21 protein-coding genes are annotated in these 24,609 nt (G+C 33.7%); 18 read left to right on the top strand and 3 right to left on the bottom strand.

Features of this window, described 5'->3' with window-relative positions; all coding sequences use genetic code 11:
* Positions 1 to 26: 26 nt before the first annotated feature.
* Both BN1075_RS04750 and hisS read right to left on the bottom strand, forming a co-directional pair.
* Positions 27 to 1,340 (bottom strand): MATE family efflux transporter, encoded by a 1,314-nt coding sequence (locus BN1075_RS04750; protein WP_040191943.1) that lies wholly within the window; start codon positions 1,338 to 1,340, stop codon positions 27 to 29.
* 138 nt (positions 1,341 to 1,478) lie between these two features.
* Entirely contained in the window at positions 1,479 to 2,795 is a 1,317-nt protein-coding gene (gene hisS / locus BN1075_RS04745; RefSeq protein WP_040191942.1) for a histidine--tRNA ligase, read from the bottom strand.
* Positions 2,796 to 3,630: 835 nt separating this feature from the next.
* Here hisS and BN1075_RS04740 point away from each other — a divergent pair.
* Positions 3,631 to 8,874, top strand: coding sequence for an OmpL47-type beta-barrel domain-containing protein (locus BN1075_RS04740; protein WP_052406389.1), 5,244 nt, complete (start codon positions 3,631 to 3,633; stop codon positions 8,872 to 8,874).
* Between the two features lie 199 nt (positions 8,875 to 9,073).
* On the opposite strand, the gene BN1075_RS04735 is transcribed toward BN1075_RS04740, so the two are convergent.
* Positions 9,074 to 9,859: a MerR family transcriptional regulator gene (locus BN1075_RS04735; protein WP_040191941.1), complete on the bottom strand. Its 786-nt coding sequence runs from the start codon at positions 9,857 to 9,859 to the stop codon at positions 9,074 to 9,076.
* A 222-nt stretch (positions 9,860 to 10,081) separates the two neighbouring features.
* On the opposite strand from BN1075_RS04735, the gene BN1075_RS04730 reads away from it, so the two are divergent.
* From BN1075_RS04730 to BN1075_RS04650, 17 genes are all read left to right on the top strand, one after another.
* Positions 10,082 to 10,588: a GNAT family N-acetyltransferase gene (locus BN1075_RS04730; RefSeq protein ID WP_040191940.1), complete on the top strand. Its 507-nt coding sequence runs from the start codon at positions 10,082 to 10,084 to the stop codon at positions 10,586 to 10,588.
* 127 nt (positions 10,589 to 10,715) lie between these two features.
* Positions 10,716 to 10,865 carry a hypothetical protein gene (locus BN1075_RS21470; protein WP_156132758.1) on the top strand — a complete coding sequence of 50 codons (150 nt, stop codon included), beginning with the start codon at positions 10,716 to 10,718 and terminating at the stop codon, positions 10,863 to 10,865.
* A gap of 515 nt (positions 10,866 to 11,380) precedes the next feature.
* Positions 11,381 to 13,126, top strand: coding sequence for an ABC transporter ATP-binding protein (locus BN1075_RS04725; protein WP_040191939.1), 1,746 nt, complete (start codon positions 11,381 to 11,383; stop codon positions 13,124 to 13,126).
* 170 nt (positions 13,127 to 13,296) lie between these two features.
* Positions 13,297 to 15,084: an ABC transporter ATP-binding protein gene (locus tag BN1075_RS04720; protein WP_040191938.1), complete on the top strand. Its 1,788-nt coding sequence runs from the start codon at positions 13,297 to 13,299 to the stop codon at positions 15,082 to 15,084.
* Positions 15,085 to 15,271: 187 nt separating this feature from the next.
* The gene (locus BN1075_RS04715; protein ID WP_040191937.1) at positions 15,272 to 15,898 is read left to right on the top strand and encodes a class I SAM-dependent methyltransferase; all 627 of its coding nucleotides are present in this window, start codon (positions 15,272 to 15,274) and stop codon (positions 15,896 to 15,898) included.
* A gap of 59 nt (positions 15,899 to 15,957) precedes the next feature.
* Complete coding sequence (locus tag BN1075_RS04710) at positions 15,958 to 16,470, top strand: P-loop NTPase family protein (protein ID WP_040191936.1); 513 nt, start codon at positions 15,958 to 15,960, stop codon at positions 16,468 to 16,470.
* Positions 16,471 to 16,678: 208 nt separating this feature from the next.
* Positions 16,679 to 17,077, top strand: a complete 399-nt coding sequence (locus BN1075_RS04705; protein ID WP_042387016.1) for a GNAT family N-acetyltransferase — start codon at positions 16,679 to 16,681, stop codon at positions 17,075 to 17,077.
* Complete coding sequence (locus BN1075_RS04700) at positions 17,059 to 17,445, top strand: DJ-1/PfpI family protein (protein ID WP_052406387.1); 387 nt, start codon at positions 17,059 to 17,061, stop codon at positions 17,443 to 17,445. Before BN1075_RS04705 ends, BN1075_RS04700 begins: the two co-directional genes overlap by 19 nt.
* A 75-nt stretch (positions 17,446 to 17,520) precedes the next feature.
* A complete protein-coding gene (locus BN1075_RS04695; RefSeq protein WP_040191935.1) occupies positions 17,521 to 18,429 on the top strand; it encodes an aminoglycoside phosphotransferase family protein in 909 nt (302 codons plus the stop codon).
* A 19-nt stretch (positions 18,430 to 18,448) separates the two neighbouring features.
* Positions 18,449 to 18,901, top strand: a complete 453-nt coding sequence (locus BN1075_RS04690) for an ASCH domain-containing protein (protein ID WP_040191934.1) — start codon at positions 18,449 to 18,451, stop codon at positions 18,899 to 18,901.
* 57 nt (positions 18,902 to 18,958) lie between these two features.
* Positions 18,959 to 19,606, top strand: a complete 648-nt coding sequence (locus BN1075_RS04685) for a Type 1 glutamine amidotransferase-like domain-containing protein (RefSeq protein ID WP_040191933.1) — start codon at positions 18,959 to 18,961, stop codon at positions 19,604 to 19,606.
* On the top strand, positions 19,603 to 20,430 hold the full coding sequence (locus tag BN1075_RS04680) for a GNAT family N-acetyltransferase (RefSeq protein WP_040191932.1): 828 nt from the start codon (positions 19,603 to 19,605) through the stop codon (positions 20,428 to 20,430). Before BN1075_RS04685 ends, BN1075_RS04680 begins: the two co-directional genes overlap by 4 nt.
* A 60-nt stretch (positions 20,431 to 20,490) precedes the next feature.
* Positions 20,491 to 21,198 (top strand): flavodoxin family protein, encoded by a 708-nt coding sequence (locus BN1075_RS04675; protein WP_040191930.1) that lies wholly within the window; start codon positions 20,491 to 20,493, stop codon positions 21,196 to 21,198.
* A gap of 32 nt (positions 21,199 to 21,230) precedes the next feature.
* On the top strand, positions 21,231 to 21,905 hold the full coding sequence (locus tag BN1075_RS04670) for a 5'-methylthioadenosine/S-adenosylhomocysteine nucleosidase (RefSeq protein WP_040191928.1): 675 nt from the start codon (positions 21,231 to 21,233) through the stop codon (positions 21,903 to 21,905).
* A 144-nt stretch (positions 21,906 to 22,049) separates the two neighbouring features.
* Positions 22,050 to 22,541 (top strand): GNAT family N-acetyltransferase, encoded by a 492-nt coding sequence (locus tag BN1075_RS04665; protein WP_040191927.1) that lies wholly within the window; start codon positions 22,050 to 22,052, stop codon positions 22,539 to 22,541.
* 64 nt (positions 22,542 to 22,605) lie between these two features.
* Complete coding sequence (locus BN1075_RS22100) at positions 22,606 to 23,787, top strand: GNAT family N-acetyltransferase (protein ID WP_235777758.1); 1,182 nt, start codon at positions 22,606 to 22,608, stop codon at positions 23,785 to 23,787.
* 51 nt (positions 23,788 to 23,838) lie between these two features.
* Positions 23,839 to 24,606, top strand: coding sequence for a class I SAM-dependent methyltransferase (locus tag BN1075_RS04650; RefSeq protein WP_040191926.1), 768 nt, complete (start codon positions 23,839 to 23,841; stop codon positions 24,604 to 24,606).
* The last annotated feature ends 3 nt before the right edge of the window (positions 24,607 to 24,609 follow it).

Genomic DNA, 24,609 nt, shown 5'->3' with positions numbered 1-24,609 from the left:
AGCTCCATTTTATTGGAGCTTTTTCCTTATTTATTTTTATGGGGCAGAGAATAAAACATGTACAAGATAATTAATGAAACGATAAATTCAGTTATCGGTAATGATAGCCATACTCCATTTATTCCTAGAAGTGAAGCTAATAATAAGGTTATTGGTATAATTAAGATAAGCCCACGAAGTATAGAGATTATAAAGGAGAGTTTGGGATTATCTATAGAGCTGAAGTAGATTGAAGTAACAATATTTACACCTGTAAAGAAGAATGCAGTAAAATATATATGCATCCCTCTTATTGCAATCCCTTCTAAGGCTACATTGTGTTCTCCATTAAATATAGATACAATTGGCTTAGAAAAAGTAAATATTATGATATAGGTAATAAGAGCACAGATTAATGCAGTTATAATTCCATAGGAGTAGATTTTTCTAACGTTATTCTTATTTGAGGTTCCATAGTTTTGGCTTAGGATTGGTTGGACACCTTGAGAAATACCAGTAAATATTGATGTTATAACAAGCGCAATATTAGCAAGGATACCGTAAGCAGCTACCCCAACATTTCCTAGAAGACTTAATATAATGCTATTAAAAATAATCATAACAATACCAGATGAAACCTCAGTGATTAAAGCAGAGATACCTAGAATAAATATATCTTTAATAGATTCAATATTAAGCCTAGATTTTATATATACAAATGAGTTTTTCTTCTTAAGAAAATGAAGAGATAAAACCATCAAGCTGATCATTGGAGCAATTGATGTAGCTAAAACAGCACCAAATATTCCCATATTCAAAGGGAATATAAGAATATAATCAAGTATAACATTTGAAAAACTGCCAATAAGCATCGCATACATAGAAAGCTTTGGATTGTTATCATTACGGACAAAGCAAATAAAAAGATTGTTTAGCATAAACATAGGTGAAAATAATAAAATAGTCTTTAAATATGTATTTGTCATTGTGTGCGTAGCATCACTAGAACCAAGTAATCTTGCAATATCATTTGAAAAAAATAATCCAATGACCAATAAGGTTAGTGAGAGGATTATGGTAAATTGAAGAGCTTGAGTGAAGATTGCTGATGAACTATTTTTCCTATGAGTTGATTTAGATATAGAGTAACGTGTTGAACCGCCCATACCGATCATTAAACCAAGTCCATGAATAAAACTGTATATTGGAATAGCAAGATTTAAGGAAGTTAAACCATTAACCCCCAAACCCCTTGCAACAAAAAACGTATCAGCTAGAATATAGCAGGAAAGTCCTATCATTCCTAATACGTTTAATGATGAATATTTCATAAAAGTATAAAAGATATTATTTTGTTTCATTACTATTTCCCTCCCAAAAATAAAAAGCGTCCGGATATTTCATACCTTCAAAGGCCTATAGTATGAAATCCGAACGCTTTTATAATTTCCTTATCCGGCGATAAAGAAAAAAGCTTATTTATTTAATTTTAATATATTCTATTTATTAGTTAATATATCTATTCCTTCTTCAATGGTAACTAATGTTTGATCTCCAGTAACCATGTTTTTAACTAATATTTTATTTTCTGATTTTTCAGTTTCACCTATAATGATAACATTTGGAACAGAAAGCTTATTAGCATATTTCATTTTCTTAGGGAATTTGCCGCCTTCAACATATATATCAACCTTAAGTCCGGCTTCTCTAAGCTTACTGCAAATCTCAATACCATATTCAAAGTCTTCATCCATAGGTATAACCATTGCGTCCATAACAGAATTTTTGTTTAAGTCTATTATGTTGCTTTCCATGAAGCTCCAGAATAATCTTGTTAATCCTATTGAGATACCAACTCCAGGAAGTTTCTTTTCAGTATAGTATTGTGCTAAGTTGTCATATCTTCCACCTGAACAAACAGAACCAAACTCTGGATAATCATCAAGGAAAGTTTCATAAACTGTTCCAGTATAGTAATCTAAGCCTCTTGTAATTTTAAAGTCGATGATGTAGTTTTTATCAGGAACTCCAAGAACTTTAATATACTTATTTACTGTTTCAAGCTCTTCTACACCTTCAACAAATTTTTCATGAGTAACACCTAAGTTTTTAAGCATCTCGATTTTTTCATCGTTGCTTCCTGTAGTTGTTATAAAGCTTATTAGAGAATCCATTGCTTCCTCAGAAGAAATATATTCTTTTAGCTCTTCCCTAACTTTCTCCTCACCGATTTTTTCAATTTTATCAACGATTCTAAGAACCTCTATGTAGCTTTCGATATTTAAGCTTCTTAAGAATCCATCTAATATTTTTCTGTTGTTTAATCTTATTTTAAAGTTTTCAAAACCTAATTCTTTAAAGATTTTGTAGATGATGCTTGGAATTTGAGCATCGTTAACTATGCTTAAAGAACCATTTCCAATTACGTCAACGTCGCATTGATAGAATTCTCTAAAACGACCTCTTTGGTTTCTTTCACCTCTATAAACCTTACCTATTTGATATCTCTTAAATGGGAAAGCTAACTCTTCCATGTGTTGAGAAACATAACGAGCTAACGGCACTGTAAGGTCAAATCTTAAAGCCATGTCAGTGCTTCCTTTAGTTAAAGTATAGATCTGCTTTTCAGTATCGCCACCAGTTTTAGCTAGTAAAACTTCACTTTTTTCTATAATTGGAGTGTCTATAGGTAGAAATCCAAAGGATTCATAGTTTCTTCTAATAACATCAGAAACGTGATTGAAGGCTACCTGCTCCTTTGGAGTAAGCTCCATAAATCCAGGCAGTATGCTAGGTTTAGTAATTTTTATACTCATGTTTATCTCTCCTCTTCCTATTAGTAATAGAAGCTGTATTATTTGAAAATCCTTACCGTAAGTGAGTGTTCAAATCTATGATTTGTATAACACGTACTTACTCACTTAAATGAAATAAAAAGGAGTTTCCTTATTTATTGCAAGGAGCAAATTATACTTAATTAAGCTATGTTTGAAATTTGTATGTAAAAATAAAAAATCTCTAAAGACTGATATCCTTAGAGATTTAAACTTCTATAATCTCCATAGATACCTTGCCACATGCAAATAGGCCTATATCTATGGTTTCATTTTTAAACCATAATTATAAGGCCGTTAATCTATGATGATGAATATGTAATTCGTTTATTGAAGTTATCATTATAATCATCTCCTATAAGTGAACATCCAAATCTTCGATTTGGTTTACGCGAACTTACTCCTTAGAATGAACATGAAAAGGAGTTTCCTTAATAAATAATCTATCACTTTCTAAAATATCTGTCAATAATTTTAAGTTTTAATAGGTCTTATACCAACATACCATAGATAGCATGATGACATAAGTAGGTATAGGTAATATTGAAATTTTTGTTATTTTATAAAAGGTTTTTTGTGCTTTATTATGACATGTTGAAGTGGCGATTTTTGACTATTTTGATAGAGTATACGTTTTACAAAGAACTGATTTTGCAAAATAAATCATATGCTGAAAATGGATAAAGTATATGTAAAAATATAATATTTTATGACAGATATTTTTTATTGAAAAATCTTTGAAACATAGTTAATATAACATTAATAAAATGGTAATAAATGTAATGCATTTTATTAATTAAGATTAGGGGGGAATAGAATGAATCTAAAAAAGGTTATGGCTATTGGAATTGCTCTTTCAATAGTAACAGGAACTACTGCATCAGCATTTGCAGAGGACTCTAATACAGCTACGGCGCTAGATAAATTTAGACAAGCACTTCAAGAGCAAAAAGAGAGAGAGATGGTTCTAGATAGCCAATTAGCTGAAGAGAGTAGCTTGCAAGGATTAAAAGACTCAGACAAGGTAAGAGTAATTGTTGAATTAGAAGGTGATGCTGTAATTGAAAAGGCTACAGTTAGAGGTGTAAATGTTTCTGAAATAAGTAAATCAGAAGTTAAAAGTTTACAGAAATCTATTTTAAAAGAACAATCATCAATTCAAAGTAAAATTAAATCTAAGGGTATTAAATTTGACATAATCAATTCATTTACAAATGTAACTAATGGATTTAGTATTAGTACTACTTTAGGAGGAGCTAAAGAGTTAGAAGCTATTTCAGGTGTTAAGTCTGTTACTATTGCTAATGAGTATGAAAGACCAGAACCAGATATGAATAACAGTGGGGATATTACAGAAACTCCAGTAGCTTGGGCAAATGGTTATACAGGAGAGGGGACAGTTATATCAATTATTGATACTGGTGTTGACCCATCACATAAGGATATGGTCCTTACTGATGGAAGCAAGGCTGAGTTAGATAAGGCTGAGGTTGAGGGCGTTGTTTCAGAAAAATCTTTGCCAGGAAAATATTATACAGAAAAGGTTCCTTATGGATACAACTACATGGATGAAAATAATCAAATTCTTGATATTGGGCCTGATGCAAGTGAGCATGGAATGCACGTTGCAGGTATAGCTGGAGCTAATGGGGATGTTAAAGATGGTGGAATTAAGGGGACTGCACCAGAAGCACAAATCTTAGCAATGAAAGTATTTGGGAACAACCCAGCAATGTCATCTACTTTTGGTGATGTAATTATTAAAGCTATTGATGACTCTGTTATTCTTGGAGCAGATGTTATCAATATGAGCTTAGGCTCAACTGCATCATTTGTGGATGATAATGATCCAGAGCAAATGGCTGTTAATAGAGCTGTTGACAATGGCGTTGTAGTAGCTATTTCATCAGGTAACTCTGGTACTTTTGGATATGGACTTAAGACCCCATATGCTCAGAACCCTGATTATGGAGTGGTTGGTTCTCCAGGACTTGCAACTAAGTCAATACAAGTTGCATCTATAGAAAATAATATTACAACTGGAGATGGTATAGAGTTTACTGTGAATGGAGAAGAGAAAATCTATCCATATACAACTGCAGGGGAAGATATTTTAACTGTATTGAAGGGCCAACAATTAAAGGCTGTAGATTGTGGTCTAGGTGGACTTCCAGAGCATTTCCCAGCAGCAGTTAAGGGCAATGTTGCATTAATTGAAAGAGGAACCTATGATTTTGCAACTAAGATAGCTAATGCAGAGAAAGCAGGAGCTATTGCAGTTATAGTATATAATAATGCTGCAAATGGTGATGCTCTATTAAATATGGCATATCCAGAAGGATGTAAGATACCTGCAATATTTATGGGACATTCCGGTGGAGTTTTAATTCAAGAAAATCTAAAAGTAGATGGATTTACAGTTTCCTTTAATGGTAATGCAACTTCAGCTCATAACCCAAATGCTGGTAAAATGGCAGATTCATCTTCTTGGGGAACAACTCCGGATTTAGAATTTAAACCAGAGATTACAGGTGTTGGAGGAAATGTTTGGTCATTAGCACAAAATAACGGATATAGAAATATGAGTGGAACTTCAATGGCATCTCCCAATGTTGCTGGAGGTTCAGCTTTAGTACTTCAAAGAGTGGATAAATTATTTGATTTAACTGGCGAAGAACGAGTTCAAATGGCTAAAAATATTTTAATGAGCACAGCTCTTCCTCATGTTGATAAGGGGTTAAATCAAGATGGAAGTAATTACACATCTCCTAGAAGACAGGGTGCTGGAGTAATGAATCTTGCAGGAGCTACTGAAACTAATGCAATTGTTACAGATACCTCAACAGGAATATCAAAGGTTAATCTAAAAGAGATTAATGGAGATATTGCGACATTTACAATAACTGTTGAAAACTTTGGAGATAAGGAATTAACTTATAACTTAGGTGGAACAGTTCAAACAGATATAGCATATCAGGGAAATACTTTATTAGAAGCAGATAATATAGTTGATGCTACAACTGGTGAATTCCCAATCAGCTTTAATTCAGACACAGTTACAGTTGCACCTAAGAGTACTAAGGATATAATGGTTAGAGTGGATTTAAGCAATGCAGTATCTGCAATATGGGAGAAACCAATATCAGAATTGTTTGTTAATGGTGGATATGTAGAAGGCTTTGTTACTTTAACATCAGTAGATGATTCAGTACCAGAGTTAAGTATTCCATATGTTGGTTTCAAAGGCGAATGGGATAAGGCGCCAATCATTGATGCTTCAATCTATGATAAAGATAGAAAATCATATTATGGATATACAGCGATGATGACACCTACTGATGAAGAAGGAACAGTTTCTTATATGGGATTACCATATGGTGCAACTTCTACAGCACAAGCAAATGGAAACTTTATAGATATCTCACCAGATGGTGATGGATATAATGATTCAGTACTTCCAATGTTGTCTTACCTAAGGAATAGTAAGGAAGTTATAGTTGAAATTCTTAATTCAGAAGGAAAGGTAATTAGAACTCTTGATAAGATAGAAAATGCAAGAAAGCATTACTATAATGGTGGTAAAAATGTAAGAAGCTTCTTGAATGATGCTCAGTGGGATGGAACTATTAATGGTAAGATTGTTGAAGATGGAACTTACACTTATAGAATCAAAGCTAAGGTAGATTATAAAGATGCTGATTGGCAGAATTTTGACTATAAGATTAATGTTGATTTAACAGCTCCAGAGTTAAAGAATACTTCTGTTGATACGAATAAGAAAACTTTAACAATGGTAGGAACAGATAATTTTGAAGGCCACGTGTATGCATATCTTTTATCTACACCTTTAGGCGTTTATATTAGTCCTACAGGCGTATTTGATATTAGTAAGGAATTAGATGCTGGATATACAGTGAAGAATTTTGAAGCAGGAGTATCTGACTATGCTCAAAATATGAGTGTATATGATTTAGGACTTCCAATAGGTGCAGTACCTGGAGATAAAGATGCGCCAGTAGTTAAATTAACAAGCCCAGAATTCTTTGGAAATTATGATAGCAATACTGTAAATTTTGCAGGTACAGTTACTGATAAATCTGCAGTAGAACTTGTTAAGATTAATGGTGAAGAAGTTCCATTAACTTATAATAAAAAGACTGGTGCATATGATTTCTCTATTAATTTAAATATAGAGAATGGATATCACAGTGTTAAGGTTTATTCAAAGGATGCTGCTGGTAATGAGTTAGAATTTGCTCACAAACTATTTGTTGACGCAGAACCACCAGTATTAAATCTTGAAGATATTCCAGCACAAACAACTGAGGGGGCTGTATTTATAAATGGAACAGCTACAGATAACTTCCCAGATTTAAAAATCTTTGTTAATGGCAATTTAGTTGAAAAAATTGTTGGAGAGTGGGAGTACTTTGATCAGCAAAAACCAGCAAGTTATACTTTTGATAATTATGAAGTGCCTCTAGTTGATGGAGAAAACACTATTAATGTTGAAATAGTAGATGCAATGGGGCATAAGGCAGCTAAGATTATAACTGTTAATAAGGTAGAAGACGTAGTTGATACTACAGCACCAGCAGCTCCAACAGTAACAAGAGATGGAGATAAAATTGTAATAACTGCAGTTGACCCTGCAGATGCTGCGAGAATAGAATATAGCTATGACCAAGAAACTTGGGAAGTATATACTGAGCCAATTCAAGCTAAGGAAGGTTCAACTATTTATGCTGTTGCTATAGATGCAGCTAATAATAGAAGTGAGGCTACTCCTTACATTATTGAAGATTTAACTCCACCAGCTAAACCGGTAGCTAACCTTGTAGATGGATTAGTTGTTGCTGAAGCAGCTGATGAAGATACATCATATATTGAGTACAGCTTAGATGGAAATGGCTGGGCAAGATATACTGAAGGACTTCAAATTGCTGAAGGTCAAACAGTATACTTTAGAGCAGTGGATGGAGTAGGGCATGTAAGTGAAGAGGTTGAAGAGTTTACTATGCCTGATACAACAGCACCAAGTGCACCTTATGTATATGAAAAAGATGGAGTTGTAACTGTTGTAGCAACTGATAAGGATACAGCTAAGTTAGAGTACAGCTTTGATAAGGAAACTTGGAATGAGTATACTGAACCTGTTAAAGGCGAGCCTGAAACAGTCGTATATGTAAGAGCAGTTGATGCTGCTGGCAACCCAAGTGAGATTGTAGAGGTTGAAATTCCAAAACTTATTATACCGGATACAACAGCACCATTGTCACCAAAGGTAACTATAGAAGATGGTATATTAACTATAGAAGCTTCAGATGATGATACAGCTAAAATTGAGTATAGTTTAAATGGTAAGGAATGGATTGCTTATACAGAAGCAGTTAAGGTTGCAGACAATGATTTAATTCATGTAAGAGCTATAGATGCAGCTGGTAATATTAGTGAAGTTAAGGTATATAAGGTACCAGCAACTGTAGATCCAAATGCTCCAGAAAAACCAGTAGCTCCAACAGTAACTGAAAAGGACGGAGTTGTAACTGTGACTGCTGCAGATGAAGTTACGGATAAGCTAGAGTACAGCTTAGATGGTAAGACTTGGGTTCCATATACTGAGCCAGTTAAAGTTGATGAAAAAGTTACAATTGAAGTTAGAGCAATAAATGTTGAAGGAGATAAAGCGTCAATTAGTGATGTAGTTAAATATACAGTTCCAGATAGAACTGCTCCTAAGGCTCCTAAGATGTCTGCTAACAAGAATATGGTAACAATAACAGCTCAAGATGAGGATGTCGTTAAGATTGAATACAGCTTAGATAAGGAAACTTGGACAGAGTACAAGGATCCAGTTAAGCTTGCAGCTAAGAAAACAATGTATGCTAGAGCTATTGATGGTGCAGGAAATGTAAGTGAAATTTCTAAGTTAACTATGCCATCATCAGGAAACACATTACCACAAACAGGTGGAATGGTTGGAACTGGATTAATGGGCTTAGGCGGAGTTGTTGCTGCGGCATTTGGAGTATTAATGCTTAAAAAGAGAAACAGAAAATAATAATTTTAATTATTAATTTCTAAATAAAAAAGGATACTTCGGTGATGAAACTGAAGTATCCTTTTTTATTTAAATTTTTGAATGGTGGAGAAAATTCCTGTGGAATTTCTTGGTTTTATTTAATAATCAATTAAGTCTTATCCAAACGTAGTGAGGAGAAGCATCCACCATTTTTAATTCTACATTTGGGCATTCTAAATTATAGAATGCTATCACAATAAACTATCATGGCATCACTTAAAAATTGTGCTAGTCCTTCACCATATTTATCAATATTTTCAGTAAAACGTTCATCGGCAGTATACATTAAGGCAAGACCTCTGAAGATTTCAGGAGTACAGTTATAAAAGTTCTTTGTAATATGATTTCTCCATTTTTCAACTAAACTTTGAACTTCACTATCACTTGGGTCTCTGTCCATTAAGCTAGCTAAGCTGCTGTATATTTCACCAGCTTCACCCATAATATTTTCCCAATCACCTTTGCTGTACTTAGTAGTTTTATTTTGAGATTCTTTGTAGGCATCACTATTGCCATAACGTTCTTTTGTTTCCTGTGCATATTTGGCTTTATGATCTTCTATATTTTTCATATCAAATGGTTTAAACATTTCTTTTTTACTCATTTCATTTCCTCCTTCAAGGGATATTAGTGTTTTATCTAGGGAAGCTATTATATTATCTAGTCGCTGTCTTTTTTCTATAAGCAGCTGTCGGTGAACTCCAAGGCAGTGAGCTTTATCAAAGTCCGGGCTATTTAATATATTTTTTATTTCGTCTAATGAAAAATCTAATTCTCTAAAGAAAAGAATCTGCTGCAGCTTTTCTAATTCCTCATTACCGTAAAATCTATAGCCTGAATCACTGATATAACATGGTCTTAGTAAATCAATATCATCATAATGATGGAGAGTGCGCACTGTAACTCCAGCAAGGTTTGATACTTCCTTGATTTTATAAAGTTTAGTTTTTGAATTATTATTCATACATATCACTCCAGTTCTTTAGCTTTCCCTTAATTTCATAATAAACTATGACGTAATGTGAGAGTCAACAAAAAGTTTAAGTTATTTGCAAGAAAGGTATGGAAAAAAATAAGGATATTAATTCAAAAGGTTGCGTTATAAATTAAGTATGTAATACAATAACATATGTATATGTTTACACAGGCGTGTAAAGTGAGGATATAATAAAGGGGGAAATTAAATATGACTAAGGTTATAAATACTAAAATTCAAGGGTTTAATTTAAGATTTGCCACTGAGGAGGATGTACCATTAATTTTAAGATTTATTAAGGAATTAGCAGATTATGAAAAGCTGCTTCATGAGGTTCATGCTACAGAAGAAATCTTGATGAACTCTTTGTTTATACGTAAGGGGGCTGAGGTTATTATTGGAGAATATGAAGGCGAGCCAGTTGGATTTGCACTTTTCTTTCACAATTTTTCAACCTTCACAGGAAAACCAGGCTTATATTTAGAGGATTTATATGTTAGACCAGAGATGCGAGGAAGAGGACTAGGTAAGACCCTTTTATCATTTTTAGCTCATTTAGCAGTGAAAAGAGACTGCGGCAGATTTGAATGGTGGTGCATAGATTGGAATGAACCGTCGATAGAATTCTATAAGAGCTTAGGTGCAATACCCATGGATGAATGGACGGTATATAGAGTTTGCGATGAAGCATTAACTAATTTAGCTAAAGAATTTTAGGCAATAAAAATAATTTCAAGAATTATCTAAAAATATGTTGACACCTTTTGTAAAAAATGGTTATAATAAATTATAGTAAAAATTTAGAATTACTATACAAATTTAGAAAGAAAAGGAGGTAGGAATTATGTTAAATAAGAAAAGATTAAATGGCATGGCAATTTGTAATAGACAACTTACAGGCAATTTATTTGTCAATGGCAGGAGTGCGTCCATTTTTAATAATCAATTTAATAGAATTAAAAATATTACCCTACCTCAAGATATAGATTTTTAAATTCGTTTAATTAACTATTTTGTGAGCAAAGTCCTAGGGTAACTTAGGACTTTTTTATATTTATTCAGGCATAGGTGACACTCAAAATCTTTGATTTTACAAGTGGAACTTACTCCTTCCCAAATGAGAGAAGGAGCTTCCTTAATGACATTTTAAATTTTCTGCAAAAGAGAGAAGGAATTTCATTATGCCTTTATATATAACTCATGGCAGCAGTCATGGCTTACCGATGTTAAATAGCCGTAATCTATACCTTTGTTAGGTATGGATTACGGCTTTATTTTATGCTTTTAAACTTATAAGTGAGATTCTAAATCTTCGATTTAGTAAATCGAACTTACTCCTTTGACAGTAAGGAGAAGGCATTTCTATTGAGGTAGGTATGATTGCATTAACTTTGACCAAATCAAAGATTTGGATTAAATTTAGGAAACTCATTCTCACATGCGTCCGAATGAGTAAGTTCGCGTAAGCCAAATCGAAGATTTGGACGCTCACTTAAGGAGGGAAAAGAAGTGAAGAAAATTTTTAGTTACACAAAACAGCACAAATTCGTTACCATCATGGGAGCAATTTCAATGCTTTTATGTGTTTCAGCAGATCTAGTTGTTCCGTATATCACGGAAATATTTATCGATGATGTATTAACAGCAGGTAAGTATGAAATCTTAACTACAATTATTTGGATTGTAGTTGGTATTACTGCCATAAAGTTTGCATTTGGATTTTTAAGAGAGTTTTTATTTGACTATTTAGGGATTACAATATCTAGAAAGATTAAGGAGGAATTATTTAATCATATTGAAGGTTTATCTTTTTCATATTTTGATAAAGTGAATACTGGAGAATTAATGTCAAGGGTAGGTGAAGATGCTGATAATATTTTAGAAATTATGGGTTTTGGACTTAGACTTACCATTGAGGACGGAATTTATTTCATAATGGCAGCAGTGCTTTTATTTAGAATCAGTGTACCTCTTACTTTAGTAGCATTAGCTACAATGCCAATCATTGCAGTATTAGCGCTAAAGTCAGAGAAGCAGCTTAATGATGTTTATGAAAGAATCAGTGACCACATTGCAGAGCTTAACACAACAGCCCAAGAGAATATTGCAGGAGTTAAGCTTGTTAAAGCTTTTGGAAGAGAAAAGCATGAGATCTTAAAGTTTTTAAGATATAACTCAAAGAACTATGATTTACAGATGGATCATAATAAAATATGGGTTAAATTCTTCCCATTAGAGGAGTTCTTAACTAATTTATCAACAGTACTTGTTATAAGCATAGGAGGAATTCTTGCCATCTATGATCAAATTACAGTAGGGCAATTAGTTGGATTTACAAGTTATCTTTGGATGCTTACTTGGCCAATGAGAGATTTAGGCTGGTTAATTAACCTTTTATCAAGAGGAAAGGCATCTATTGGAAAAATAAATAAAATATTAGCAATAGAGCCTAAAGTGGCTGACTGCGAAAATTCAGAGGAATTAAAAGGAATTAATGAAGGTATTGTATTTGAAAATGTATCCTTCAATTATGGAGAAAAGGATGTCTTAAAGAATATTAATTTAAATATTCCAACTGGTTCTACAGTTGCAGTTATGGGAACTACAGGTTCTGGAAAGTCAACTTTAATAAGTCTTTTAGGAAGAAACTATGATGTTACAAAAGGCTGCATAAAGATTGATGGTGAGGATATTAGAAACCTTAAAGTTAAATCTTTAAGAGATAATATTGCTTTAATTCCACAGGACTCATTCTTGTTCTCAGACACAGTAGAAAGTAACTTGAAGTATGGAAAGCTGGATGCCTCTATGGAGGAGATGGAAAAAGTAGTAGAGCTTGCTTGTGCAAAGGAATTTGTGGATGAATTAGATGAGGGCTATGACACTTTAATTGGAGAAAGAGGTGTTGGCTTATCAGGTGGTCAGAAGCAGAGATTATGTATAGCAAGAGCCCTTTTAAGAGATTCAAAAATATTAATCTTAGATGACTCTACTTCAGCGCTTGATATGGATACTGAATATCAGCTCTTGAAGAACTTATATGAAGAGGAAGATAAGAAAACAACCTTTATCATCGCTCATAGAATTTCAGCTGTAAAGAATGCAGACTTAATTCTTTACATGGAGGATGGAGTAATTGTTGAGCAAGGCAATCATCAACAGCTTCTTGATAAAAAAGGTAAGTACTTTGAAATTTATGAAACTCAATTTAAGGATTTCTTAGATTTATCAGATGATAAAGCAGCAAATTTTTAAAGTAAACTCCGCCTCATCACATTCGGTGGAGTAAGTTCGAGGGGCTGAAGCAAAGCTTCAGACTCTCATTTAGGAAGCTATGTCTCACAGGTTCTTGGTAGAGTGATCAAGGATTAAGATAGGCGATTTAAATCAAAAAATTAATACTAATTTAAGGACGGTGAAAATTAATGGCAAAGAACACGGTAAATCAAGATGAAAAGGTTATTGCCCTTAAGGGAAAAGATATTCTTTTCAGGCTTGTTAAATACATGAAGCCTTACGGTGTAAAAATAGCAGCAGTTTTGCTTTTGATGCTGATAGTTACAGGAGTTGGACTTTTGAGTCCAATGCTTCTAAAAATAGCTATTGATGATTTTATTGGTGCAAAGGATGTTAAGGGGCTTGCACTCATTGGAGCAGGGCTCATAGGACTAAATTTAATCAGTATGTATGCAAGTAAATATGCAACCTTTAATATGAATAAAACAACTCATAACATTTTAAGAACTATAAGACAGGAATTATATGAGCACATTCAAAAACTTTCATTTGCTTTCTTTGATGAAAGACCAGTAGGAAAGATACTAGCAAGAGTTGTAGGGGATGTAAACTCTCTTTCAGAGCTGTTTAATAAATCAGTTACAACGGTAATACCACAGGTTTTAACCTTAGTATTCGTTACAATAATAATGTTTTCGATGAATGTAAAACTAGCTTTAGTTTCTATGGCAATGCTTCCACCATTATGTGTTGGTCTTGCAGGAATACAGATTATTTCAAGAAAGCGTTGGCAGGTATTCAGACAAAAACGTTCTAACCTTAATGGTTTTACTCATGAGTCTTTTTCAGGAATGAGGATTATTCAAAACTTTACCTTTGAGAAGGAATCAGGCAAGAGATTTAAAAATTCCGTTGGAGAAATGAGAAGCGGTTTTATCAACGCGGTTAAGTTAAATGACTGGTTATGGCCAATAGTAGAGGTATCCTTTGGAGCAAGTACTTTAATAGTATTTTTAGTTGGAGCAAACCTTGCAAGAAGTGCAGAAGTATCAATTGGTACAATTACAGCGTTTATTTCGTACACCAGCATGTTCTGGAGACCGATTTTAAATATAGCGTCATACTATAACACTTTAATTACAAACTTTGCAGCAGCAGAGAGAATCTTTGAGATTATGGATGTTAAGCCTGGCATTGATGAACTTGAAAGTGCAGATGTAATGCCTAAAATCAAAGGCCGTGTTGAGTTTGAAAATGTATCCTTTGCATATGAGAAAGATACTCAAGTTCTACACAATGTAAGCTTTAAGGTAAAACCAGGAGAAAATATCGCTTTAGTTGGTCCAACGGGAGCAGGTAAGACTACAATTACAAGCTTAATAAGCCGATTCTATGATACCACTGAAGGAAGAGTCTTAATTGACGGAAAGGATGTATCAAAGGTAAATCTTAATTCTTTAAGAAGCCAGATGGGGGTAATGCTTCAGGATACTTTCTTATTCTCAGATTCAATTAAGGAAAATATAAGATATGGTAAGTTAGATGCTACTGATGAAGAAATTATAGCAGCGGCAAAGGCTGTTAGTGCACATGACTTTATCATGAAGCTGGAAAAGGGATATGATACTCAGGTTAATGAAAGAGGTTCAAGGCTTTCAGTAGGACAAAGACAGCTAATATCCTTTGCAAGGGCACTCCTTGCTAATCCAAGGATATTAATTCTAGATGAAGCAACTTCCAATATTGATACAGCTACAGAGATTCTTGTTCAAAAAGGAATCAACAAGCTCTTATCAGGAAGAACTTCCTTTGTTATCGCACACAGACTTTCAACTATACGTGACTGCGATAGAATAATGGTAATTGATGATGGTGAAATTGTTGAAGCAGGAACTCATGAGGAGTTATTAAACTTAAGAGGAGCTTATTACAAATTGTATATGGCTCAATATAGTTTCCTTCGTGAAGGAGCCTAAGTGACACTCCAAATCTATGATTTGGTTAGTGGAACTTACTCACCCGAATGAATATGAGGGGGAGTTTCATCTTAATTAAGAATTAAGAATGTAGAATGTAGGAGGCTTCTCCCCACTGTGTTCGGAGAAGCTTTGATTCACATTTACTAAGAGAAAATTATGAAAGATGAAGAAGTGGGGTAAGTGAATGTTAGATAAAGAGGGATTTGACATTTGGTCAAAGGATTATGATAAAAGTGTTGAGGCTAGTTCAAGGGAGTATCCTTTTGATGGATATTATGAGGTGCTAAACCATGTTTATAATTCTATAGAGTGTAAAGCTGGAAGAAGAATTTTAGATGTTGGCTTTGGTACTGGGGTTTTGACTAATAAGCTTTATGAAGAGGGAGCAAGGATATATGGAATGGACTTTTCCCAGGGAATGATTGATATTGCAAAGTCAAAAATGCTAGATGGAACCTTTATAAAGTGGGATTTCAATGATGGAGTCCCACCCATGTTAAAGGATATGAAATTCGATTATATTGTATCGTCATATGCGATTCATCATTTGAATGATGAGAAAAAGGTTGAGTTTATAGGAGAGTTGAAGCAATTACTTAATCCTAATGGGAAAATAATTATTGCCGATGTTGCTTTTGAAAATCAGCAGGATTTGAATGCTTGTAAAGAGGTCAGCGGAGACAGCTGGGATGAGGATGAAATTTATATGGTGGCAGATAAGCTTATTAAAAGTTTGAGAGATAAAGAGATTAACTGTAGCTATAAACAAATTTCTTCTTGTGCGGGAATTTTAGAAATTCTAGATAAATAGACTTAACGAGGTAATACTAACGCAACAGTTTAAAAGATACCAATTGTAAGGGGATTAGTATGAGTAGAAATAGAATTATGGTAATTGGTTGTCCAGGAGCAGGAAAGACTACTTTTTCTAATGAATTAGGTAAACGGCTTAAATTACCAGTAGTACATTTAGATGTTTTAAATTGGAGAGATAACTGGACTCCAGTTTCTCGAGAGACTTTTGATGAACTGCTATTAAAAGAAGTTAGTTGTGAGAGATGGATTATTGATGGTAATTACGGGAGAACCATACCGTTGAGATTGAAGTATGCTGATGTGGTAGTTTATATGGATTATTCAAAAATCACTTGTATATTAGGAGCTTTAAAACGTGTAGTTAGGAATTACGGTAAGTCAAGAGAGGACATGGGGAGTAGTTGTCCTGAACGGTTTGATTTGGACTTTATAAAATATATTTGGACGTTTAATGAAGCAAATAGAGAAAAGTATTATGAGGTATTATCAAAGGAAGCGAATATAGAAGTATTTGTAGTGAGAAATAGAAGAGAAGCAACTCAATTAATGGATAAATTAATAAGTTAATATATGTGGCGTTTTGTAGATGAATATTATATAAGTAAAAGAATATGGAATAACTAGATTCAAATTTCTAGATTAATGGCAATTGAGTTTATTGAAGGTTACTTAAGCTGAGCTGAAGGTAAATTTTATGAGAGTCCATTGTATGAAGGGGATAACGATAAGGCACTGGAGTTTGATAAATTATTTCAGGAATAGAGAGGTAGAAGAAGTGGAGATTGATTTATTAGTTAATCACCTTGAATTCAAGGAAAAAGTAATTGAGTGGCTTAATGATGGATTTGGTGGAGAAAACAGTAGAGAATTCTATAAAGGGATTATTAACAATAGCTTAAGAGATAAATATTTACCAATTACATTTGTTGCGATTGAAAACAATGAACTTGTTGGAACAGTTGGAGTGTGGAGAGGAGATTTGCTTTCAAGGCAGGATTTATATCCATGGATTTCAGCTTTAGTGGTTCATAAGAATTACAGAAATAAAGGTATAGGAAAAGTACTCCAGCAATATGCATTAAATTATTGTTCATCACTAAATTTCAAAGAAGCTTATTTGTACACAGATATAGAAAATTATTACGAGAAAAGTGCATGGAGGGATATTCGGTAAATATAGATAGGGCATTGAAGAATGTGGATATTAATGAAGTAAGATGTATGACAATTCCGGGGGGAGATATATCAACTATTAATAATACTCAGGTTCATGAGTTCGTTAAGAGCTTAGTTGAGAAAAGGGCAATAGTTTCTGCAATTTGTGCAGGGGTAGATGTCCTTGATGATGCTGGAGTTTTAAAGAATATTAAATCAACACATTCTGAAGATGTGGAAGTTTGTAGAGATAAGAGGATAATTACAGCGAGAGCAAATGCCTATGTAGATTTTGCTATTGAAGTTGCTAGAGAATTGGAGTTATTCAAGGATGAAAGGGATTTACAAGAGACAATAGATTTCTGGAAGTATCATAAGAGACTTTAGGGATTAGTTTATTATTTAGGGTGAAGAGAGAAGGTACTAATGTGCTAAATAAGTATAGTTTTAGGAGAAGCTAATATGGATACGATGAGGTTTAATGATATTCCAGAATATAAGTCTTGGATTAAAATTAAAAAAATAAACTATGGATGGTCTAGTGATGAAAAGTATTATATTGAGGATAAAGATAAAGAAAAACTCTTGCTTAGAATCAGTAGAATAGAAACTTATGATAGTAAGAAGACGGAATTTGCTATTATAGAAAAGTTTAACAAGCTAGGTTTTCCAATGTCAAAAGCTATTAAGATAGGAATATGTAATGAAGGTAAAAATGTATATATGCTTCTCAGTTGGGTAGATGGACAATCTATGGAGGAGGTCTTGAGCAGACTTTCACAGGAAGAGCAGTATAGCCTTGGAATAGAAGCAGGAAGAATTCTTAGTGAAATTCATAGTATTCAAGTTGAGAAAGGTCACTTTCCTAAAGTGAATAAGATTGAGAAAAAACTGAGACAGCTAGAGCTTTATGAGAAGTCTAAGTATAGGGTTCCTAAGGACGAGATAGCTATTGCTTATGTTAAGAAAAACATTAATTTAATGTGTAAGACTCAGCCAGTATATAAACATGGAGATTTTCATCCAGGAAACTTAATTTATACACCAGATGGACAGGTTGGAATCATCGATTTTAACAGATGGGAATGTGGTGACCCTTATGAAGAATTTTATAAGCTTCAAAGTTTTACTGTAGAAGAGAGCATACCCTTTGCAATTGGAGAGATTCATGGATATTTTAATGGAGAGCCTCCCACAGAATTTTGGAAGGTGCAAGCTGTATATGTAGCTCATGCAGCACTATATTCAATAGAATGGGCTGTGAAGTTTGGACAAAAGGATATTGATAATATGATTAGGATATGTGAAAGAATTTTCAATGATTATGATGGGTTCAAATTGTTGATACCGAGATGGTACGGGAAGAAATAGATACTAAGGGAGAAGAAATATGAATATAAATAAATTCTGGAAAGAATTTTTAAAAGCAACTAATAAAGATAGAGCTACTGAGTATATAGATTGCTTTCACTTTGAATTAACAGAGAAGCTGGCAAATGAACTATTGGAGCTAGTTTTAACAGGACAAAAGAGAGCAACGTGCAGCAGCTTACTTGCTTATGAAGTTGAAAGAAGCAGAATTCCACAGGTGGGAGATTATAGTATTATCACTGACTGGGAGGGAACTCCTAGATGTGTAATCGAAACAACAGCAGTTACTATACTGAACTATAAGGAAATAACCTTTGATATATGCAGTAGAGAAGGTGAGGATGATTGCTTAGAGTCTTGGCAGAGAGGGCATGAGAAGTTCTTTACTGAGGATGGTAAGGCTCTTGGATATGAGTTTTCGCAGGATATGCCTGTAGTATTTGAGGATTTCAAGGTGGTATTTAAAGCTTAGAAGTAAAAAATAAAAGCTAACTCTAATTTGAATAAGCTTTTGTGGGAGGTGGGTAAAATGGGGAAATATTATTTATTTAGTGATTTCAGTGAAGAGAGCGGTCTCTCTTTAGTGGAGGATGATTTCAAGAGAGATCTTAAAGATTATAAAAAAATTGTGTTCATTGCATCTAATCCAGACATTGGTATGGTAACAGATAAATATGTAGAAAGATACATGGAATGGTTTGATAGGATAGGGATTAACTTTGAAAGCAAAGTTGTTTTGGACAATCGTTTAGAAAATAGAGCTATGGTTGAGGCAATCGATAGAGCATCCTTGATTTACTTAATGGGTGGAACAACAGATTTACAAATGAAGTTTTTATTAGACAATGATTTAGTTAAGTCATTAAGAGAAGTTCAATGTTTAATTATGGGGTTAAGTGCAGGAGCAATAAATATGGCAGAAACCTCAATTTTAACAGTTACCTGTGAACATGAAAAGCAGGAGATTTATAATGGAATCGGACTTGTAGATGAAAGTGTAGAACCTCACTTTAGTTTAGATAATTTTAGTGAGGAGTTAAAGTCATTGTCTTATGACCATTTAATATATGGAATGTGTGATGAAAGTGCCATCATTATCCGAGATGATAAGTGTAATTATTATGGAGAAATATACTTATTAAAGGATGGTAAGGCTGAGAAGGTAAGTATGATATGAAGCAAGTAGAATTTGAAAATATAAAAGATAAGTTAAAAAATTTTAGATTTAATTCCATGGAGTATTACGATTACGACCAGCTTAAAAATTATGAAGTAAATGTCAATAGCGAAGATTTATTTATTGCAGTTGGCTATGATGAAGAGAATGAAATTAAGAAATTTCATTGGGCAGCCAATAATTGGACAGAGCTAGTTGAAGCAGTACAAAAGGAAAAAAATCCAATACTGATAACCTTTGTTCCAGAGGAGTGGAAGGATAATTTTATTAGTGCAGGTTTAAAAGAATATGCAATATTTCGAGAGTATTGGATTAGTGATATTTCAAAGGCACACCAAGAAAGTTGTGAATATTCATTAATTGAGAACGTAGAAATAGATATTGCAGCACAAGTAACTATGGAGTGTAGGGGTCAGAGCCGAGGTTTTCATGGTGAGAGTCCAGAGTGGGTAAGGTCATGGATAGATGGAACTTTAGGTGGTTTAGTAAATGCTAAAGATATGTCTATTTTAGTTCATCGAGAAAATGATGAAGTAGTTGGAATTGTGTGTGTTGCAGTGTATGGGCACAAGAGCGAAAAAGGATCAATACTTTGGGTTCGAGAGTTAGCAGTAACGCCGAGGGTTCAAGGAAAAGGCATTGGTAGGAGTTTATTAAAGCAAGCTTTAACCTATGGAGTTGAACATGGTGCTAGGAGAGCCTTTTTAATGGCAGATGAGTGTAACTACAATGCAAAGAAACTTTATGAAAGTATTGGATTTGTACCAAGTAAAGAGGAGGTTCAAATTGATATGGTTTATGAGGTAGCAAAACAAAATATCTAAATAAATTAATGAGTTAATTATTCAAGGTAACATAAATGGATTTTGAAGAGGGTGAAGAGGATGAAGGTGACAATAATTCATGGGCAATCACATAAGGGCATTACTTATACAATGTCAAATACCTTATTGAAATATCTTGAGGGTGAAGAGGTTAGAGAGTTCTTTTTACCAAAGGATGGACCAGATTTTTGTTATGGGTGTAATAACTGCTTTCTTAAAGGTGAGGAAAAATGCCCAAGCGCAGATAAAGTACAGCCCATAGTAAGAGCAATGGAATGGGCAGATGTAATCATTTTAGATAGTCCATGTTATGTGATGGAGATGAGCGGTGCCTTGAAAAATCTTATGGATCACCTTGCATATAGGTGGATTACTCATAGACCTCATGGAGCCATGTTTAAGAAGGTAGGAATAACAGTTTGTTCATCAGCAGGTGCACCTACCAGAGGTGTATTAAAATCAATGGGAAGACAGCTTAAATGGATGGGAGTTCCTAAGGTTTATCACTTTGGCTTAATGTCAAATGCCATGGGTGTAAGTGATTTAAAAGCTGTGAAACTAGCTGAAATAGAGAAAAGGGCTAAACGTATTTCTATTAGAGCAAAGTCTAGGGTAGCTCATCCACATGTAGGTATTCGAGGAATAGCTATGTTTAATATATTTAAAGGGATGCAGTCCTCAGAGAAATCTGCATGGAATCCTAAGGATAAAGATTGGTGGGTAAGTCAAGGATGGACACAGAAAGTTAGACCGTGGAAAAGTAATTAAATAAAGTGGAAAAAATAAACAGAGGTGAGAGTATGAAAAATATAGGAATGATTGTGGCTGTTGAGATTGAAGCAGTTTTAAATAAATATGGCAAACCAAGTGAATTGAAGTATCCAGGATTTAGTGTATATCAATATGAAATAGAGGATAAAAATTTATATGTTATTCATAGTGGAGCGGGTGAGATTGCAGCTACTATGGCAACACAATTTTTAATTTCACAGCTTCAGGTAGAGTTCATTGTGAATTTTGGAGTTGTTGGAGGACTTACAGAAGAGATGGCACTAGCGAGAACTTGTATTGTGGAAAGTGTTGTTCATTATGATTTTGATACATCCGAAGCTGATGGCACTGATGTTGGAAGATATCTTGAGTATCCAACGGTTTATATTCCAACTACTAAAGAAATATTAGATAAAGCTCTTACCATAGAGCCAGATTTAAAATCTGTAATATGTGCTTCAGCAGATAAATTTGTAGGAAGTGAAAAAAAGAAAAGAGCACTTCATAATATATTTAAGGCAGACATATGTGAGATGGAGGCAGCTGGAATTGTGTTAACCTGCAATAGAAATAAGGTGCCATGTTTACTTATAAAAACTGTTTCTGACAGTATTTCAGGTGGAGCTGAAGAATTTTTTTATGCAGTAGATGAATCTGCAAGAGTTTGTATGGAGATAACGCATAAAATTATTAGTAGCTTTTAGAGAGCTTCTACTAAATTAGGAGGATTGAAATGGATTGTTGTTTTACAAAGGTCGATGGATGTTTTAGATACAGAGCAGCAGCTATAGTTATTGAAAATGGTTGTGTACTCTGTGCGAATAATGAGTTGTAGAGAGGTGAAAACAATGATTATACGTTTAGCTAAAATTAATGATGAAGAAAGCGTAGCAAAACTAATTGCAGATTTTAGAGTTGAATTGAGAGGACTTAAGAGGATTAAGTCAACTCCTAAAATAGATCAGGCAAAGGAAGAATTTAATGAGTACATAGAGGCAGAATATCCTATCTTTGTTGCTGAAGATATTAACAAAGAGATAGTAGGATATTTAGTTTGCAGAGTTGAGGATAACTTAGTGTGGGCTGAGTCACTATTTGTTGACACTAATAAAAGAAGAAAAGGTATAGCATCAGATTTATATAAAGAAGCAGAGAAACTTGCCACTAAACTTGGTGGGGATACAGTTTATAATTGGGTTCATCCTAATAATGATAAGATAATAAAATTTTTAGCTAAAAATGGATATGATGTTTTAAATCTAATTGAAATAAGAAAGCAAAGGGAAAATGAAGTGTTATCTCAAAAAATAATTGTAGGTAATCATGAATATAATTATTAAGGATTATTACACCTTTTAGTAGTACAGTCATTAAATTAGAAATTTAATAGTGAGGGTAAATATTATGAAATATGAAATTATACATTTACCAAAAGACAAGTGGAAGGGAACTATAATTCCAATAAGGTATAAAACTGATAAATATTACGATGTTATAGTAAATAAAACTTGTAAAGGATTTTCCATTGAAATAGAAAAGAAAGATTTTGCAGAGTCAGTTACTCATACACCAGAAGAGTATGATTTTCCTGATAAGTTATATGAAGAGCATTGGGAGAATGCCTATGCTTGGGGCGTGGTAGTTAATGATGAATTAATTGCTGCAATTGAAACGGATCAAGAATTATGGTCTAATCGTTTAAGAATTACAGAGCTTTGGGTAATAGAACTATATCAAAAGCAAGGAATTGGTCATGCTTTAATTGAAATGGCTAAGGAACAAGCGAGAAGAGAACGTCGTCGAGCTATTATATTAGAAACGCAATCCTGTAATGTTAATGCAGTAGATTTTTATCAGCATGAAGGTTTTACCTTGATAGGTATGGATACTTGTTGTTACAAGAACAATGATTTGCAAAGGAAAGAAGTAAGATTAGAATTTGGATGGTTTCCAGAAGAGAAGAAATTATTAAACTGTGAAGAAATAGAAATTAGAATGGAAACAAAAGAGGATTGGTACAATGTTGAGTTAATGACACAGCATGCATTTTGGAATAAACATCATCTTGGATGTGATGAGCATTATCTTGTTCATAAACTACGTAAAAGTAAAGACTATCTACCAGAGTTAAGTAGAATAGCAGTAAAGGATGGAGAGGTTATAGGATGCATAATGTATTCCAAAGCACGAGTTGTTGATGAGTTAGATACACATGAAATTATAACCTTTGGGCCTCTTTGTGTAGAGCCTAAGTGGCAAGGATGTGGAGTTGGGGAGCTTTTATTAAGGGAAACAATGACCTTAGCTGAAAATAAAGGGTATAAAGGTATTGTGATTTTTGGAGAACCAGATTATTATCCTCGAATAGGATTTAAAACCTGTGACAATTTCAATATTACAACTGCTGATGGAAAAAATTTTGATGTATTTATGGGAATTGAATTGTCAGAGGGTAGTATGAAAGGTATAAAAGGAAAGTTCTTTGAATCGGAAATTTTTGAAAATCTTCAAAAGGCAGAAGTGGAAGAATATAATAAAAAATTTCCTAAACTACAGAAATTGAGGTTCCCAGGACAGTGGGATTAATTAAATATGATTTATGAAGACAAATAAAGAATAAGTTAGGACGTGATTTAAATGGAACAAAAATATACAGAAGTAAATTCAAGTTTTATAGATAAATGGATAGAGGAAGGTTGGGAATGGGGACAACCTATTACCCATGAGATTTTTGAAAAAGCTAAAAACAATGAGTGGTTTGTGTTATTAACACCTACAAAGCCAGTACCTAAGGATTGGTTTTGTTATATGAAGGGTGCAAAGGTTCTTGGACTTGCATCAGGAGGTGGGCAGCAGATGCCAATTTTCACAGCACTTGGCGCAAAGTGTACTGTTCTTGATTATTCAGAGTCACAGCTGAAAAGTGAAAGAATGGTGGCTGAAAGAGAAGGTTATGAAATAGAAACTGTGAGAGCTGATATGACAAAGCCACTACCTTTTGAGGATGAGTCTTTTGACTTAATCTTTCACCCAGTTTCAAACTGCTATGTGGAGGATGTGCTTCCTATTTGGAAGGAGTGCTTTAGGGTGCTAAAAAAAGGTGGAATATTATTATCAGGTTTAGATAATGGATTTAATTATCTCTTTGATGAGAATGAAACAAAAGTGGTGCAAAAGCTGCCATTTAATCCATTGAAGGATAAAGAGCTTTATGAAGCTTCAGTAAAGAATGATTGGGGGATTCAATTCTCACATACTATTGAAGAGCAGATTGGCGGACAGCTAAAAGCTGGCTTTATGTTAACAGATATATACCAAGATACAAATGGAGCAGGAAGGTTACATGAATTTAATGTACCAACTTTTTATGCAACGAGGGTAGTTAAACCGAGCAACAGCAAATAGCAA

This window comes from Clostridium culturomicium (assembly GCF_000821305.1).
Lineage (GTDB): Bacteria > Bacillota > Clostridia > Clostridiales > Clostridiaceae > Clostridium_J > Clostridium_J culturomicium.
Note: the sequence above shows the minus strand (reverse complement) of the source record. Positions and strands in the feature narration are given on the sequence as shown.